The sequence below is a fragment of the Microcoleus sp. AS-A8 genome, from assembly GCA_039962225.1.
Taxonomy (GTDB): domain Bacteria; phylum Cyanobacteriota; class Cyanobacteriia; order Cyanobacteriales; family Coleofasciculaceae; genus Allocoleopsis.
The window spans coordinates 394218-411158 of sequence record JAMPKV010000002.1 but is presented as its reverse complement, the minus strand read 5'-3'; the positions used below and the strand labels follow the sequence as shown (position 1 = coordinate 411158).

The window sequence follows — 16941 nt, the reverse complement described above, 5'->3', positions numbered from 1 at the left end:
TACCTAAATATATAAATCCTTTGATTGGGAGTTATGCTAATTCAAATATATTGCTTTTTGGGGAGCCAACTTACTGGATCAGGCCAGTTAAATATGACACATCGGCTTCTTTTAAAGTAAGTGTTTGGAATGAACTAATTACCTGAAAAGATGACAGTAACAGTGAGGGTTAAATCCCCAGAGCAACGCTTCATATTCCTGTGTTTGAGTGCAGCCATTTTAGCGCTCAGCGTTCAGCGGCAAGGTGACGCTTCCAGCGTTATAGCCGACAATACTACGATCAACACACCTGCATCTGAAAACCTCTCGCCTTTTGCAAAACCTCAAGTGCCCCGTTTGGGAGAGCCTTCTCTGTATGTTCCCTCACCAGAAACCGAGCTAAAAAGTACGATTGACAACACATCTTTAGTGATTAAATTGAGTCACCGTCGGGTCTATGTTTATCATGACGATAACTTGAAACGGAGTTACCCGATCGCAGTAGGTAAGGCGGGATGGGAAACCCCTACAGGCCGTTATCAAGTCATAGATATGCGGCGTCATCCCGCTTGGGAGCATCCCTGGAATGGTAAAATCATCCCCCCAGGGCGAGATAATCCCTTAGGAGTGAGGTGGATTGGTTTTTGGACTGATGGACGTAACTTTATTGGATTTCATGGCACCCCTGACGAGTCGTTAGTGGGACAAGCGGTTTCCCACGGCTGCATCCGGATGCGTAATAAAGATGTCCTTGCGTTGTACGCGCTGGTAAAGATTGGTACACCTGTTACGGTGGAGCCTTGATGAAGAGGAGCGGGAGAGTGGGGGAGTGGGAGAGTGGGGGAGAGTGAGGATTGGGAGAGTGAGGGATTGGGAGAGTGGGGGATTGGGGATTGGAGCCGGATCTCATACGAGGATGGGGGAGAATTCCTCAAGGCTCTCCCCATCCCTTGTCCCACCGCTCGACTAGCTTGAACGCAACTCGCTATCAAGCGTCGCTGAGTACCCAATTCACAAGGGTTCGCACGGGGAAACCCGTAGCACCGGCATTGTTGCAGCCGTCTTCTTTATCGGCCCAAACTGGGCCTGCAACATCTAAGTGTATCCAAGGCGTTTCTTTGACAAACTGCTTCAAGAACAAAGCTGCCGTAATTGAACCTCCCGCACGCGGGCCGGTGTTTTTCATGTCAGCAATGGGTGACTTCAAACCCTCGAAGTATTTCTCTTCCATCGGCATCTGCCAGAACTTTTCACCGGCTTGTTCCGCAGCGGCTTTCAACTGAGAAGCCACAGTATCATCGGTTGCCCACAGGCCAGCGATATCATTGCCCAAGGCTACAATGCAAGCACCAGTCAGCGTGGCTAAATCGACGATCGCATCTACTCCTAACTTTTCAGCAAATACCAAGGCATCGGCTAGAGTCAGGCGTCCCTCAGCATCAGTGTTGTTAACTTCAATCGTCTTACCGTTGGAAGCGGTGAGAATGTCGCCGGGGTGCATCGCTGTCCCGCTAATCATATTCTCCGTTGCTGCACTAATGAAGTGAACTTCAACCTCTGGCTTCAACTGAGCGATCGCTTTTGCCGCACCCAATGTTGCAGCAGCACCCCCCATATCCATCTTCATCGTCTCGATGCCACTACCTGCACCTTTGATGTTCAAGCCACCGGAGTCAAAGGTCAAACCCTTACCGACAATGGCCAGTTTACGCTTGGCTGTCCCTTCTGGCTTGTAGGTGAGATGAATAAACTTTGGGGGCATTTCTGACGCTTGGGCGACGCCCAAAAAAGCACCCATCCCTAGCTTCTCACAGTCTTCTCGTTCTAATACTTCCAGGGAAAGGCCGTATTGGGATGCGATCGCCTCTGCGGTTTCAGCTAAACTAATGGGCGTCACCACATTCGCCGGTGCCGCCACTAATTCCCGTGCCAAAATCACACCCGAACAAATTCCATGAGCACGGTTAATCGCCGTTTCCTGATTGCCCAGTCCCAGCAACTCAACCTGTTCTAGTTTGGCTCCTTTATCTTCTGGTTCAGATTTAAAGCGATTATCCTGGTGCAGGGCAAGTACAATGCCTTCAGTAATCGCTTGGGCTGTTGCTGCTGGGTCTTCATTGACAACAGGCAAACTAATTCCCAGAGTTTTGATTTTTTGCTGTTTCGCCGTTCGGGCGATCGCTGCCGCCACACGACGCAAGGTATCTAAGCTTAGGGTGTCTGATTTACCCAGCCCCACCAGTATAATTTTACGAATTGAGCTACCGGCACCCACGCGTGTTACAGCACTACTACCAGCGCTTCCCTTAAATTCTGTTTCTTCAATCAGTTCCTTGATCGTACCGGCAAACTTCTCATCCAGTTGGGCTAAATCATCGGTCAGCGTTGTCGCCTCTTCAAATAACCCAACAGCCAGTGCATCACCTATCCAGTCTATGCGGGGTGTATCCGTTGCTCGAATGTCCATTCCTGGTTCTATCAATCGATATATATGTACCTAATTTTCAAGTATTGCTCAAAAACCAATAAAGACTCACGATTCATACTCTCAGCCTGAGGAACCGCCGATTGCAACAACTTTTATTGAGGATAAATGTCATCCATCAAAACACACGACCTTCCTGCCGATCTGGATGAAAGCAAGCTAAAATCTTCCACGTCAGGTTTTGGCGACTTGAGTCTGAACAGAGCGCCTACTCTCTGAATACTGAAATCAGCTCACGCAAAATAAGAAACGATTGTGCCAATTTTGGGCAAACGAGGGGTAATGCTAAAGGGACGAATCAACAAAATTCCTATGGCGCTAGGGGCTGGACTATTACTATGCGCCCTACTTGGCTCATCAATTTTAGCGCTGAAAATGACCGGTCTATTGGATCAATGGACTGGTAGTCAACAGACTCAAAGTCAATTCAAACTCACTCCAAAACAGGAAAAATCCGAAGTTTTGCCTCTGGTGTCGCTGTCACCTCAAGCAAGAGCCTCAAAACTAGAAGCGATTGCCTCTGGGTCAAAATCTCTCGACCAGCAACGTGCCCGTTATCTGTTAGCCTCGGATTTGATTGAGCAAAAGCAGGGGGAGAAGGCACTCAAGTGGCTGGAAGGACTGGATACAGAATATCCTGTCTTGGCGTCCCAGATCGGCGTGAAACGCGCCCAAGCTTATGAATTGATGGGGGATAAAGCGAAAGCCCAAGCGGCTTGGAACGCTATCCTGACCAACCATCCGACTCAGCCAGTCGCAGCGGAAGCCTTGTATGCCTTAGGTGAATCCAATCCTGAGTACTGGAATCAGGCGATCGCTAAATTTCCATCTCATCCGAGTACCCACGAAATCATTCGCCAACGGTTGAGTAAGAACCCCAAGCAACCGGCGTTGCTCTTAGTCTTAGCCAAATCTAACCCTGAAGGCCAAGGCATGGGGGCAATTCGTGAGCGCTTAGTCAACGAGTTTGCCGCCCAACTCCAGCCAGCAGATTGGGAAGCGATCGCTTTTGGCTACTGGGAAACCATGGAGTATGAGAGAGCGGCTCAAGCCTATGCCAAAGCGCCCCGAACCCCTCTCAACGCGTATCGGGTGGGTCGCGGGTATCAACTGAGAGGCAAGAGGGCAGAAGCAAAAGCCGCCTATCAACAACTACTCAAGGATTTCCCAGAGGCTAAGGAAACCGGACTGGGATTAAGGCGTCTCGCCACTCTCTCTAAATCAGACGAGGCGCTGCAATACCTGGATTTGGTCATCAAAAAGTTTCCGGATGAAGCCGCTCAGGCATTGCTCACGAAAGCCGACATTCTAGAGGCGAAAGGAAGTGCCACCTCAGCCACCAACGCACGTCAGTCGGTGTTGACTCAATATAAAACCTCAGATGCGGCAGCGGAGTATCGCTGGAAAGTTGCCAAAACAATGGCGGCGGCGAGAAAGTATAAAGAAGCATGGCAATGGGCACAACCGATTACCACTAATAATCCCGATAGTGAACAGGCTCCAGAAGCCGCGTTTTGGGTCGGTCGGTGGGCGGCTCAAATAGGGCGTCCACAAGAGGCGACAGCCGCCTTTGAGCATGTGCTGGCTCACTATCCAGAATCATTCTATGCATGGCGGTCGGCACATTTGTTGGGCTGGAATGTGGGAGACTTTACCACCGTGCGAGATTTGAAACCACAGATTGTACCCCCGCAACTGCGACCCACACCCCCCACTGGCTCGGCAGCCTTAAAAGAACTTTATCAGTTGGGACAGAATCAGAGTGCCTGGACACTCTGGCAAGCAGAATTTAAGAACCGACTCAAGCCAACCGTTGCTGAGCAATTTACCGATGGTTTGCTCAACGTAGGGATAGGCCGGCATCAACTCGGGATTAATAAAATTTGGTACCTCAGCCTGCGAGATACCCCTGAAGAGCGATCGCAATGGAAAGATTTACGCCAAGAACCCGCTTACTGGCAGGCTCTGTTTCCCCTGCCTTTCCTAGAATCCATTATTAGCTGGTCTGGACAGCGCCAACTTAATCCCTTCCTGGTTGCTGGTTTAATTCGACAAGAGTCTCGATTTGAACCGAAAATTCGCTCGGTTGCTGGTGCTAAAGGTTTGATGCAGGTGATGCCAGGAACCGGCACTTGGATTGCCCAAAAAATCCAGCTCAAGGACTATAACCTGGAAAATCCAGATGACAACATCAAACTCGGCACCTGGTATCTCGATCACACCCACCAAGAGTACAGCAATAACTCCTTATTAGCGGTCGCCAGTTACAATGCTGGCCCTGGAAACGTGTCAAACTGGATTGCCAAATATGGGTTTAGTGACCCGGATGCCTTTATTGAGGTGATTCCGTTTGGGGAAACTAAGGGTTATGTCGAGTCCGTTTTTGCCAATTATTGGAATTATCTGCGACTCTACAATCCCGATATTGCTCAATCGTTAGCCAAGTATTCTAAGGCTCAGCCAGTAGTATCCCGTTAGTGAGGTCTTTTGCCTTGGCTATCCCGCAACTTTGGCAGAAAAGTTACCGAGTCTGGCAAGCTTGTTTGCTCTTGGGAGGCGGCTTACTTTTGGCGGTGGGGATTTCCCTGTCTCAAGGTGCCGTCTCTCTGAGTTTCTCCCAGTTATGGCAGGCATTACTTCATCAAGGTGATCCGATTAATCAAACAATTCTCTGGGATCTGCGGTTGCCTCGAACGATCGCAGCATTAATTGTTGGGTCAGCTTTAGGGATGTCGGGTGCCTTGTTGCAGGGGATGTTGCGGAATGGATTGGCTGATCCGTTTTTATTGGGCATTTCTGCGGGTGCTGGTTTGGTGGCTGTGGGGTTGGTGACTTTAGGGCTGTTTCAAGCGTGGTTACCCCTAGCCGCGTGGGTTGGTGCGATCGTGACAACGATATTTGTTTATATCCTGGCTCGTACCAGTATCGGTGTTTCCGTGGAACGGTTGATTTTGGGGGGAGTGGCGGTGAGTTCCCTGTTTGGAGCGATTCAGTCAACCATGCTCCTGCTAGCTGATGATGGTAGAGTTCAGGCGGCTCTCAATTGGCTCATTGGTAGTCTCAATGGGCGAGGATGGCCAGAAGTCACGGTAGCTGGCCCTTATGTCCTGGTGGCACTGGTGGGTGGTTGTTTACTGGCTCGCTCCGTTAATATTTTGAATTTAGGCGATGAGTTGGCGGTAGGGTTGGGATTTTCTTTGATGCGATCGCGCTTTTTAATTGGAGGAGTTGCTACCCTACTTGCCGCAGGCGCTGTCAGTGTCGGCGGATTAATTGGATTTGTGGGTTTAGTCGTACCTCATGGTGTGCGGCTACTGATAGGCACAGACTACCGCTGGGTGCTGCCGCTTTCTGCAATTGGGGGTGCCTTAGTCCTGTTGTTCGCGGATATTGTGTCCCGATTAGGGGCGGTAGAGTTACCCGTGGGGGCGGTTACCGCACTTCTGGGATCGCCTTTGTTTGTCTGGTTGCTTTCTCGGCGATCGGCGGCTTCTAGTTAGCCAGACTTGGGCCAAATCCGCTGAATAGCCTCCCTAACTCCTCATCCTCACTAAAGTCCTCGTATGAGCTCCGGCGGTCGCTCCGGCCAACTTTGGGGGAAACAGAATTTAAATTCCTTCCAATTTTGGGTTGAACCAGACTTCAAAGTCCCCCAGAATTGGGGGATTTAGGGGGCGAAAAAGACTTGTGTATACACAGTAGCTGATCAAGGACAGGGAATTAATTTTCCTGTAAAAATACCTATTATCCTCAAGTTTTTTCGCCCATTGTCAGCAGGCTGAGCCATTACTAAATATAACGAATTGGCGTCTTATTCTATATAAATTCTATAATTTCTTGAGAAATTACGGCTTTTCAAATACCTAAATTTTCTCTATTAAACGGAATATTATGAAGCCAGTTGCTGGAGTCGTTGCTTCCTTGCTAACCAGTCTCCTGTTGGTTAGATTGTTTGAACCTCAACTAGCCTGGGCACAGCCTATTCAAGGGGCGGATGACGGCACTGGCACTCAAGTTACACCTGATGGAAATCGCTTTGATATCCAAGGGGGTACGCTTTCTCACAATGGCACTAATTTATTTCATAGTTTTACGCAATTTGGACTCAATTCTCAGCAAATCGCTAATTTTTTATCCAATGATTCAATTCAGAATATTTTAGCGCGAGTGATTGGCGGTGACCCTTCTGTAATTAACGGTTTGATTCAGGTAACTGGAGGGCCATCGAACTTATTTTTGATGAATCCGGCGGGAATTGTGTTTGGTACGGGTGCCAGTCTCAATGTCCCGGCTTCGTTTACAGCGACGACAGCCACAGGCATTGGTTTTGCTGGGGATAAATGGTTTAATGCCGTTGGTGAGAATGACTATCAGACGTTAATCGGTACACCCAGTCTGTTTGCTTTTGATAACAAACAACTAGGCGTAATTGTTAATGGTGGCAATTTGGTAGTGGGAGAGGGACAGAATTTAACCTTACTGGGTGGCAATGTTGTCAATACTGGCTCACTGAAAGCAGCGTCGGGAAGTATTATGATTGCTGCTGTGCAGAATGAAGGTCTAGTTAGGATTAGTCAATCTGGACACTTATTGAGTTTAGAGATTCAACCTCCTCGCGCAACGGATGGACAACAATTAGCAATTTCTCCTCAAGATTTACCCATGTTGCTGACGGGAACGGCTGGAAATGTAGAGACTGGGTTGAAGGTTTCTCCAACGGGTACGGTGCAATTGAGTAGTTCTGGGGTAACGATTCCCTATGAAGCGGGCACTACGATTGTGTCGGGTACTCTCGATGTTTCACCCCCCCCAACCCCCCCTTATCAAGGGGGGGCGCAAGAAGGCATTTCCCCCTCTTACCCAGGAGGGGTAGGCGGGAATGTTTATTTGTTGGGTGACAAGGTGGGTTTATTGGGTGCCAATATCAATGCTTCTGGCACCAATGGCGGTGGTACGGTGTTGATTGGTGGGGATTTTCAGGGACAAGGGAACGTCCCGAATTCGTTAGAAACGTTTGTTAGTAGCGATTCGATAGTGTCCGCCGATGCGCTGCTATCTGGCAATGGGGGAAAAGTTATTGCTTTTTCTGATCGCACAGCCAGCATTCACGGGATACTGACGGCACGGGGAGGAACTGTATCCGGAAATGGTGGATTAATTGAAACCTCTGGGAAGCAGTCTCTCAATCTCACCAGTATTCCTAATGCTAGTGCTTTTAATGGTATTGGTGGTACCTGGCTGATCGATCCAACGAATATCACGATCGCAAATGGGGGTGGCGGTGCGATCGGGACAAATACTGTTGATGTTGCCAATATTAATACGGCACTGAATACTGGCACTAACGTTACTATCACTACGGATATTGGTGGGGTTGAAGAAGGCAATATTACTCAGAATACTGATGCACTCATCAACAAGACAGCAGGTGGAGACGCGACTCTTACATTACTAGCTGCCAACAACATCATCCTGAATGGGGGAATCTCTTCGAGTAGCGGTAGGCTAAATGTGAACCTGAATGCTGATGCTGATAGCAGTGGGGCAGGTGCTATTGAAATTGCCAATGCCACGATTTTTACCAATGGTGGCAATGTTACTGGGATTGGTAGGGGAAGTGCTGCCCTGCCGTGGGGCGTTCATGTTTTCAACAGCAGTCTTAACACTGGAAATGGTGCTATTGCCTTAGTGGGTACGGGGAGAGTTGGTGGCAACGACAATGATAATTCCGGCATTTTGGTAGGCAGGAGTTTACTAGAAACAATTGGGACAGGGACTATTACCCTAACTGGTATTGGTGGAATTGGAAGAAGTAGTAGTATCGGCATCGATGTTATTGACACCACCATCTATTCACAGAACGGGAATATCAGCCTAAACGGCACTGGCGGCAACGGGATTAATAATGGATGGGGCATTCAATTGCGTGATGGCAGCATCATCCGCTCTTCCGGAAACGGAAGTATTGCTTTAATAGGGACTGGTAGCGGTAGTGGCAATGACAACTACGGTATCGTCATTCGAGAGCAGTCCACGAATGATTCCAGCGTAATCGAAGCAACTGGGACGGGAAATATAACCCTAGAGGGTACTGGCGGCAACGGGATAGAAGACAATTCTGGAATACTGATGGAGTCAGGCTCTAGGCTTTTTACAACCAGTGGAAATATTAGCTTAAAAGGCACAGCTAATACCAGCGATGCAGATTCAAGCCACGGCATCTTAATCAGAATTGGCAGCTTAGTGCAATCGACTGGAGGAGGCTCGATTGACATGACGGGCATTAGCAATGCAAATGGTGACAATAACGACGGCATTGCGATGATTCGGGACACCGTTGTGGCAACAACCGGAACAGGAACTATTACCCTAACGGGGACTGGCGGATATGGGACAGATAATCAAGGTATCGCTATTTTAGACCCCAACTCCCAAGTGACTTCACAGAATGGAAATATCGTCATCAGGGGAACTAGCAGAGGAACCGGAAACAGGAGTTATGGGGTTTGGATTGGTAGGAATGGCGATGGTGTACTCCGAACGACTGGCACGGGAAACATTATCCTCGAAGGCATGGTTGAGGGGACTAACAACAACAGTGAGGGCATTTTCTTTGGAAATGGTGGCGCACTCGCCGCAACGGGAAGTGGAAATATCAGCCTCAGCGCCAACCAAAACATTATTACTCGTAATATCATCACCTCAGGTGGAGCGATCGCAATCACTAGCAACAATGGTTCAATCAATACTAGTGCCGGAATCCTTAGTTCTGCTTCTCAAGTTGGCGATGGCGGTGCAATTACCCTTTCTGCTAATAATGGCAGCATCACGACAGATACTCTCAGCGCGTTAGGGAATAATACTGGCGGTGCAATTGCCCTCAATGCAGCAGGTAATATCACGATAAATGCGATCGCTTCCAGTGGTGGCAACGGAGATGGCGGAACTATTAATATTAATAGCGGCGGCGAAATTAATATCAATAACGACAGCAGCGTCGTTGGTGTGAGTGGGGTAAGTTCCGGTTCCTTGAACGGCAATGGCGGCGATATTTTGCTTAATTCTGCCAGCAACATTACTGTCGGTTCTCGTCCCATCTTCTCCAGTTCCGCGATCGGCAATGCTGGCGATATTACCCTTAATTCTGCTAGTGGTAACATCCAAGTCGCTGGGATTCAAGCGGAAGGAGGTACGGGTGGCACGGGTGGAAATGTTGATATTACGACAACCCAATTTTTCAGAGCAACGGGTTCTTTTCCCAATTTAGACGGGACAAATGCCAGTATTGCCACGGGTGGAGTTACGGGCGGAGGCTCGATTATTATCCGGCACGGGGGACAAGGAATTACACCTTTTATTGTGGGGGATGCTACTACAAACGGGACAGCAGGAGCAATCACGACAGGAAATGCATTTCCCATCCAAACCATCTCCCCCAATCAGGAATTTCTCAACACCCATACTCAAGAGAGAATTCAAATTATCTCTGTTCCTGGGCAAACCGTAGCCCCTCCACCCCCACCTTTGTTAGGGTCAAATCGACCTGATTCCAATACAATTCCCCAAGATATTCTAGCCAATTTAGTTGGGGAGCTTGTAGGAGCTAAAACGACAATCAACCCAGACGCGGTAGGCAGTAGCTCCCGATATGGGTGGACACTTCCCGAAGGAAGTCTCAACACAGATTACATCAACCTGCAAAACCTTCTGTCTCAAGGCAATCTCAATCAAGCCGTTACTCAAATTGACGAAGTCTTTGAGGAAGAATTTGAGAACTATTTGGGAGAAAATTTACCCCATGAAACCGCTACCGTCGAAGGCATTAGAACGGTTTTAAAAACAATTAAAAGCGAAACCAAAACTCAGCCTGCGATCGTCTACGCTCTCTCAACACCCCAACAACTGGAACTGGTGCTAGTCATGCCAGATGGTTCTCCCATCCGTAAGGTAGTCCCAGAAGCGAATGCGGCTGCCCTCAAGAAAACCTTAACCGAGTTCCGTCGCGCCGTTACCAATGTCACAGATTCCCGTGGCTACCTTGCCTCAGCACAACAGCTCTACCAATGGATGATTGCTCCCCTCGAATCTCATTTGGAATCACTGGGAATCGACACTCTCATCTTTTGTATGGATGCCGGGTTACGCCTCGTCCCCATGGCAGCATTACACGATGGGCAGCAGTTTTTGGTGGAAAAGTATAGCCTCGGATCTATTCCTAGTGTCAGCCTTACCAATAGCCGCTACAAGGGTGTGAAAGATGCCCAAGTGCTGGGGATGGGAGCATCCGAATTTCAAGAACTGGCACCATTGCCTGCTGTACCAACAGAATTGAACGTGATTACCCAACAGTTGTGGACGGGGAAATCCTTCCTCAATGAAGAATTTACCGAGAAGAATCTCTTGGCACAGCGTCAGCCTTTCGGCATCATTCACTTAGCCACCCACGCCGACTTTCAACCCGGAAAGGCGGATAACGCTTACATTCAGTTATGGGATAGCCAACTCAAGGTGAATCAACTGCGGCAGATGGGTTGGCATCAGCCCCCTCAAGTTGAACTGTTAGTTTTAAGTGCCTGTCGTACTGCCTTAGGAGATGTCGATGCGGAGTTGGGTTTTGCCGGATTAGCAGTGCAAGCAGGAGTCAAATCTGCCTTGGCTAGTCTGTGGTATGTCAGTGATGAAGGGACACTGGCAATCATGAGTGGATTTTATCAGCACTTGCGCCAATCCGACGTGACGATCAAAGCCGAGGCACTGCGGCGTGCTCAACTGGCGATGCTGCAAAAGCAAGTACGTGTGGAAAATGGTCAACTCCAAGGGTTAGACGAACTGGGTAGTATCTCCTTACCCCCAGAACTCGCCGGACAGAGTAGTCATGATTTCTCTCATCCTTATTACTGGGCTGCATTCACAATGATTGGTAGCCCGTGGTAAGCGCATTATAAAGTTAAAATTAACCTGAAAAATTCCGCTCAAAATCATTGCAAAATCTACATTGCTCCATTCGCTCATGCCTTTAGAAGCTCAAAACTTGGTCGGTGGTTACAGCACAACGCCCATTATTCACGGCATTAACTTAGCCCTCCAACAAGGCGAGTGGCTGAGCCTGGTGGGTGCCAATGGTTCCGGGAAGTCCACATTGCTCAAACTTCTTAGCCGCATCCTGTCACCGCACAAGGGTACGGTACTTTTGGATGGGAAAGCCATTCACAACCAACCCGCCCAAGTCGTCGCTCAAAAACTGGCAATTTTGCCACAACAACAAGCGGTGCCCACGGGGTTAACCGTGCGGCAACTGGTGAGTTTGGGGCGAAGTCCTCATCAACCTTGGTGGCAGTGGGAATTAGATACACAAGATCGCACAAAAGTCGAGGAGGCGATTGTGGAGACGGGGATTGAATCGTTGAGCGATCGCCCCGTGGAACATCTCTCCGGCGGTGAACGACAACGCGCCTTCCTGGCACTGGCACTGGCACAAGCACCACAAGTTCTGCTGTTAGATGAACCCACAACTTATCTGGATATTCACTATCAGCTACAACTGCTGGAACTGCTCAAACGGCTCAATCAGAAGCGAGGGCTGTCAATTATAACGGTACTGCATGAGGTGAATTTAGCTGCACGGTATAGCGATCGCATCGCCATGCTCAAGCAAGGGTATCTTTGGGATATCGGTACACCCGCCGCCGTCCTCACCCCGGAAAATCTCGCCCAAGTCTTTGGCGTTGAAGTTATTGTTCTCCAGACACCAGTGGGTGTGCAAATTTGTCCCATCGCCCCGTTTGGAGTTGAAGGTTGAAGGTTGGAAGGTTGGAAGGTTAGGGATCTTGCTTACGATATTGATTTAGCAGTCTTAAGACAGGGTTGAAACGAGGAGTTGTTTATGTTTCGTCGTTGGACTATTGCGATCGCCACCATTGTATTGAGCTTGGTTTTAATCGCGTGCAATGCTGCCACTAACCAGCCAACCGCCAACTCTACGCCCTCTCAAACGGCAGCACAACGAGTCGTCACCCTCACCTCTCTGTCCTCTGATATTGTCTATCAGCTCGATAAAACCAAACTTGTCGGCATCACAGGCAGTAAGTTATTTGATAAAGATGCCCGATTCCAAGGGATAACACAAGTTAGCAAAGGGCAAGCACCCCCCAACTTGGAAAAAATCGTTGCTCTCAAACCCAATCTTGTGGTTGGCAACAAAGACTTTCACGCCCAAGTCTTAGCAAAGTTAAAAGATTTGGGCATTACCACCCTCGCCACTAAAATTGATAAATGGGATGACCTCACAGACCTAACCCAACAGCTAGCTCAAGCCATTGGTGCCGACTCTGCTCCACTGTTGAAACGCTACCAAACTTTTTTAGGAAAATCAGCCAGCCAAGCGCCATCAACTCTCGTGCTCGTGAGTCGTCAACCCATTCTGGCACCCAATAAAAACAGTTGGGCAGGAGACTTGCTCAGTAAATTTGGAGCCAAAAATATAGTGGCAGACTTACAGAGTCAAAGTCCAACAGGCGGGTATGTCACGCTTTCGGCTGAAAAAATCCTACAGGCAAATCCAGATGTTCTGCTGGTGGTGAATACCGAGCAAACCAATGCGGAGCAGTTCAAATCTGAGCCATTCTGGAATAAACTCAAAGCCACTCAAAACAAGCAAGTCTATGTTTTTGACTATTATGGGTTGGTCAATCCGGGCAGTCTCGACAAGATCGAAGAAGCTTGTACCCGATTGAGAGAAGTACTCTCAGCCAAGGCGAAAGTCTAGATAAGGTGGGGCGAGTCACCGGATTTAGGATTTTGGCACTGACATAAGAGCCTTGAAATAAATTTCAGGCTCAGAGCTAAAACCTGTTAAAACAGGTTCAAACTCCTATCCGGTAGGTCTTTTAGTCAGTTTTAACTGACTTTAGCTTTGACGCCGTGCCGCTAGCGCGGTAGCTCCGCTTCACGCGCAGCGTTCCCGTTCGCCGTAGGCGTTCCCGAAGGGTAGGGTACTTTAGTTCAGGGCTTAAGTCAGTGCTATTCGATTTAGGATGAATGGCACTGCCAGCCCCTCCAACTTCAGCGCTGTGACTGACCTCGATACAATAGTTAGCGTGTCCCGAACTGACCCAAACCGATGACCCCTTCCTCAGACGTAGAAAATGCATCCCAGAGAAGCTTAGAAGACCTAGAAAACAACTACCTCGACGATGATGACTTGCCTAATGATGTCGAGATGTCGCTATTCGACCACTTAGAAGAGTTGCGGCAGCGGATTTTCTACTCACTAATTGCTGTAGCTGTGTGCGCCATCGGCTGCTTTGCGGCGGTTAAGCCCATTGTCAAGTTACTAGAAATTCCAGCTCAAGGGGTTAAGTTTCTGCAACTCGCTCCGGGGGAATACTTCTTTGTTTCCCTCAAAGTTGCTGGGTACAGCGCCTTATTAGTGGCTAGTCCCTTTATTCTTTACCAAATTATCCAGTTTGTTTTACCAGGACTGACACGGCGCGAACGACGATTAATCGCACCTGTCGTTTTAGGTTCTAGCGTCCTATTCTTCATGGGTTTAGGATTTGCCTACATTGCTCTGATTCCTGCTGCTTTGAATTTCTTTATTAGCTACGGGGCAGATGTTGTTGAGCAACTGTGGTCAATTGATAAATATTTTGAATTTGTATTGCTGTTGATGTTCAGTACTGGATTGGCTTTTCAAGTTCCAATTATTCAGCTTCTATTGGGTCATTTAGAAATTGTATCTTCGCAGCAAATGCTATCAGGTTGGCGCGTAATCATCCTCGGTGCCACTGTATTGGGAGCTGTGTTAACACCTTCTACCGACCCTCTTACCCAAAGCTTACTAGCGGGTGCTGTGATTGGTCTTTACTTTGGGGGTATTGGTTTAGTTAAACTCTCAGGAAAATGAGGGTTTTAAACGTTACTTTTGCCGAGAGCGAGTAAGCTCTAGGCAATAGGGAATTGCGTGACGATATTGAATGTTGTCACAGAAGCTATAGCGGTTCTCACCGAGGTGGGGTACGTCTTGACAGGGGAAACCGGAGTCTTGCTCCCCTCTCCGTGTTGGGGAGGGTGAATCGATACCTCACTCGCATGAGAATCGCTCTATCTCCATACCGCTAAAAATCTTCCAACATCCATTCGGATGCCCTCTCACCCATTTCCAGGGGAATACTCACAGCTTTACCCAGGCGCGGACGTTCGCGAGTTTCCTGGATATAAGTTTGTACCTGTGCTACTCCGCCCCAAGCGTTGAGATAATGAGCCACGGTATCTAAATGCTCTAGATAATCGGCCTCAGAGAGGGGAAAAGACGCCTGTTCCAGGTATTTCCACATGACCTGAACAAAGATCTTACCCTGAGTCCGTCGGATTTGAATGTCATAAGAGCGTCCCCACTTATAGAGCAGGAGTTGGCGCAAGTCCTGTCCTGTCATAGCCCTGTTTACCTTAACCACGAGTTTACATTTCGTTACAAATATGACGCTTCTTTACTTTATGATACGGTGTTAAAGAATGTAATAATACTCATAGATCAAGCCGTGAATCCTTGTGCTGCAAGGATTTTGGCAACCCTGCTAGCTATTGAATTGCTCTACATTCTTAGAGCGGGGTTTAATAAATCTGGGAAAATTACCAGAGTTGTTAAAAAAAATATACCGTTAGGCGTTTAGTTATGGCTCAAGTTTCTGGCTCGGCTGATGTTCCTGATATGGGGCGTCGTCAATTTATGAACCTCTTGGCATTTGGTACCATAACGGGGACATTTGTCGGAGCGCTTTATCCCATTGTCAAGTTTTTCATTCCTCCATCCAGTGGGGGTGGCGGCGGTGGTGTTACAGCCAAAGACGCTTTAGGCAATGACATTATCGTCAGTAATTTTGTAGGGAGCCATAGTGCAGGCGATCGCACCTTAGCCCAAGGACTCAAAGGTGACCCCACCTACGTGGTGATCACCGAAGATAAAGCGGTTGCTGACTACGGGATCAACGCCGTTTGCACCCATCTAGGATGCGTGGTTCCCTGGAATGCCAGCGAGAACAAGTTCATGTGCCCCTGTCATGGTTCTCAGTACAACAATGAGGGCAAGGTAGTGCGAGGCCCCGCGCCCCTATCTTTGGCATTGGTTCATGCCACAGTCACCGAAGATGATAAGCTCTCCTTTACCCAGTGGACAGAGACCGACTTCCGTACCGGCGAAGATCCTTGGTGGGCTTAAGAGTTGAAGGCTGAAGGTTTAACGGTTGATAGCGTAGCGGTAGCGAGCCTGCGAGCGTCAGGTTTTCCACACCGACAACCCCCAAGATTAGCTTAATGAGTTTTGAGTTTTTTGGCTTAAAGATGAGAACACCTTCGTTATCGGTGATGTGCAACGTCCTCAGCAAGCGGATAATCACCAGAACCCTTGTGCTTGCTTTGGCAACCCTGGCATTTTTATTAGTTAGTGATCTATCGCTTCCCCAGTCAGCTGCGGCTTATCCCTTCTGGGCGCAGCAAACCGCTCCGGAAACCCCTCGCGAAGCCACTGGGCGCATTGTTTGTGCCAACTGTCACTTGGCAGCTAAACCTACAGAAGTGGAAATTCCCCAATCTGTAAAGCCAGATACCGTATTTGAGGCTGTAGTTAAGATTCCCTACGATCTGAGTTCACAGCAGGTTTTGGGTGATGGCTCCAAAGGCGGTCTGAATGTGGGTGCAGTGGTCATGTTGCCGGAGGGCTTCAAGATTGCCCCTGAAGACCGAATTCCTGAAGAGATGAAGGAAAAAGTGGGGGGAGTTTACTTCCAACCCTACAAAGACGGTGAGGACAATGTGGTTATTGTGGGTCCTCTACCCGGTGAACAGTACCAAGAAATTGTTTTCCCTGTCCTTTCTCCAAACCCTAAAACAGATAAAGGGATTTACTTCGGTAAGTACCCAGTTCACGTAGGCGCTAATCGCGGACGCGGTCAAGTTTACCCCACAGGCGACAAGAGCAATAACACCGTCTACAACGCTTCTAAAGCGGGTACGATTTCTCAAATTGCCAAGACAGAAGAGGGTGGCTATGAAGTTACCATTCAGACCGAAGATGGCGCAACTGTGGTTGATACAATTCCCGCAGGCCCAGAGTTAATCGTCTCCGAAGGGCAGAAAGTAGTAGCCAACGAGCTTCTGACCAGTAATCCTAATGTGGGTGGATTTGGTCAGGCTGACAAAGAAGTTGTCTTACAAGACCCCAATCGAGTGAAGTGGTTGATGCTCTTCATCGGTGCAATTATGCTGTCTCAAACGCTTCTGGTTCTGAAGAAGAAGCAGATTGAGAAGGTGCAAGCGGCTGAGATGAACTTCTAAATTTTCTCCGCTAAATTCCTAATTTTAAGGATAGGCTTTTGTGCCTGTCCTTTTTTTGTTGTCTATAGTCCAAAGGCAGTACTATAGCAGCCGCCAAGGCCACTCTTGACTCTCGCCAAATACTGAAACCTTGAGCCGTCAATATG

At 48.5% G+C, this 16941-nt stretch carries 11 protein-coding genes; 9 read left to right on the top strand and 2 right to left on the bottom strand.

The genetic code is table 11. The features are described 5' to 3' along the window. Positions 1-150: 150 nt before the first annotated feature. On the top strand, positions 151-783 hold the full coding sequence (locus NDI48_04800; GenBank protein MEP0830526.1) for a L,D-transpeptidase: 633 nt from the start codon (positions 151-153) through the stop codon (positions 781-783). A 184-nt stretch (positions 784-967) separates the two neighbouring features. Here NDI48_04800 and NDI48_04795 read toward each other — a convergent pair whose 3' ends face one another. Further along, the gene (locus NDI48_04795; GenBank protein MEP0830525.1) at positions 968-2446 is read right to left on the bottom strand and encodes a leucyl aminopeptidase; all 1479 of its coding nucleotides are present in this window, start codon (positions 2444-2446) and stop codon (positions 968-970) included. Between the two features lie 300 nt (positions 2447-2746). Between NDI48_04795 and NDI48_04790 the strand changes: the two genes are divergently transcribed. The 6 genes from NDI48_04790 (at position 2747) to tatC (ending at position 14369) form a co-directional block, all read left to right on the top strand. Further along, the gene (locus NDI48_04790) at positions 2747-4942 is read left to right on the top strand and encodes a transglycosylase SLT domain-containing protein (GenBank protein ID MEP0830524.1); all 2196 of its coding nucleotides are present in this window, start codon (positions 2747-2749) and stop codon (positions 4940-4942) included. 14 nt (positions 4943-4956) lie between these two features. Then, on the top strand, positions 4957-5964 hold the full coding sequence (locus tag NDI48_04785) for an iron ABC transporter permease (protein MEP0830523.1): 1008 nt from the start codon (positions 4957-4959) through the stop codon (positions 5962-5964). A gap of 391 nt (positions 5965-6355) precedes the next feature. After that, positions 6356-11398: a CHAT domain-containing protein gene (locus tag NDI48_04780; GenBank protein MEP0830522.1), complete on the top strand. Its 5043-nt coding sequence runs from the start codon at positions 6356-6358 to the stop codon at positions 11396-11398. Between the two features lie 76 nt (positions 11399-11474). Beyond that, complete coding sequence (locus NDI48_04775; protein MEP0830521.1) at positions 11475-12263, top strand: ABC transporter ATP-binding protein; 789 nt, start codon at positions 11475-11477, stop codon at positions 12261-12263. A gap of 84 nt (positions 12264-12347) precedes the next feature. After that, positions 12348-13229: an ABC transporter substrate-binding protein gene (locus NDI48_04770; GenBank protein ID MEP0830520.1), complete on the top strand. Its 882-nt coding sequence runs from the start codon at positions 12348-12350 to the stop codon at positions 13227-13229. Between the two features lie 354 nt (positions 13230-13583). Beyond that, a complete protein-coding gene (gene tatC / locus NDI48_04765; GenBank protein MEP0830519.1) occupies positions 13584-14369 on the top strand; it encodes a twin-arginine translocase subunit TatC in 786 nt (261 codons plus the stop codon). A 211-nt stretch (positions 14370-14580) separates the two neighbouring features. Here tatC and NDI48_04760 read toward each other — a convergent pair whose 3' ends face one another. Continuing rightward, positions 14581-14898, bottom strand: a complete 318-nt coding sequence (locus tag NDI48_04760; GenBank protein MEP0830518.1) for a DUF3067 family protein — start codon at positions 14896-14898, stop codon at positions 14581-14583. A 239-nt stretch (positions 14899-15137) separates the two neighbouring features. On the opposite strand from NDI48_04760, the gene NDI48_04755 reads away from it, so the two are divergent. Next, positions 15138-15680 carry a cytochrome b6-f complex iron-sulfur subunit gene (locus tag NDI48_04755; protein ID MEP0830517.1) on the top strand — a complete coding sequence of 181 codons (543 nt, stop codon included), beginning with the start codon at positions 15138-15140 and terminating at the stop codon, positions 15678-15680. Positions 15681-15802: 122 nt separating this feature from the next. Next, positions 15803-16795 carry an apocytochrome f gene (gene petA / locus NDI48_04750; protein MEP0830516.1) on the top strand — a complete coding sequence of 331 codons (993 nt, stop codon included), beginning with the start codon at positions 15803-15805 and terminating at the stop codon, positions 16793-16795. Positions 16796-16941 lie beyond the last annotated feature (146 nt).

Excerpts from the sequence above, each read along its gene's own strand:
- NDI48_04800 (MEP0830526.1), top strand. The coding sequence starts at position 151 with ATGACAGTAACAGTGAGGGTTAAATCCCCAGAGCAACGCTTCATATTC.
- NDI48_04755 (MEP0830517.1), top strand. The coding sequence starts at position 15,138 with ATGGCTCAAGTTTCTGGCTCGGCTGATGTTCCTGATATGGGGCGTCGT.
- NDI48_04790 (MEP0830524.1), top strand. The coding sequence starts at position 2,747 with ATGCTAAAGGGACGAATCAACAAAATTCCTATGGCGCTAGGGGCTGGA.
- NDI48_04775 (MEP0830521.1), top strand. The coding sequence starts at position 11,475 with ATGCCTTTAGAAGCTCAAAACTTGGTCGGTGGTTACAGCACAACGCCC.
- NDI48_04780 (MEP0830522.1), top strand. The coding sequence starts at position 6,356 with ATGAAGCCAGTTGCTGGAGTCGTTGCTTCCTTGCTAACCAGTCTCCTG.
- petA (MEP0830516.1), top strand. The coding sequence starts at position 15,803 with ATGAGAACACCTTCGTTATCGGTGATGTGCAACGTCCTCAGCAAGCGG.
- tatC (MEP0830519.1), top strand. The coding sequence starts at position 13,584 with ATGACCCCTTCCTCAGACGTAGAAAATGCATCCCAGAGAAGCTTAGAA.
- NDI48_04770 (MEP0830520.1), top strand. The coding sequence starts at position 12,348 with ATGTTTCGTCGTTGGACTATTGCGATCGCCACCATTGTATTGAGCTTG.
- NDI48_04795 (MEP0830525.1), bottom strand. The coding sequence starts at position 2,446 with ATGGACATTCGAGCAACGGATACACCCCGCATAGACTGGATAGGTGAT.
- NDI48_04760 (MEP0830518.1), bottom strand. The coding sequence starts at position 14,898 with ATGACAGGACAGGACTTGCGCCAACTCCTGCTCTATAAGTGGGGACGC.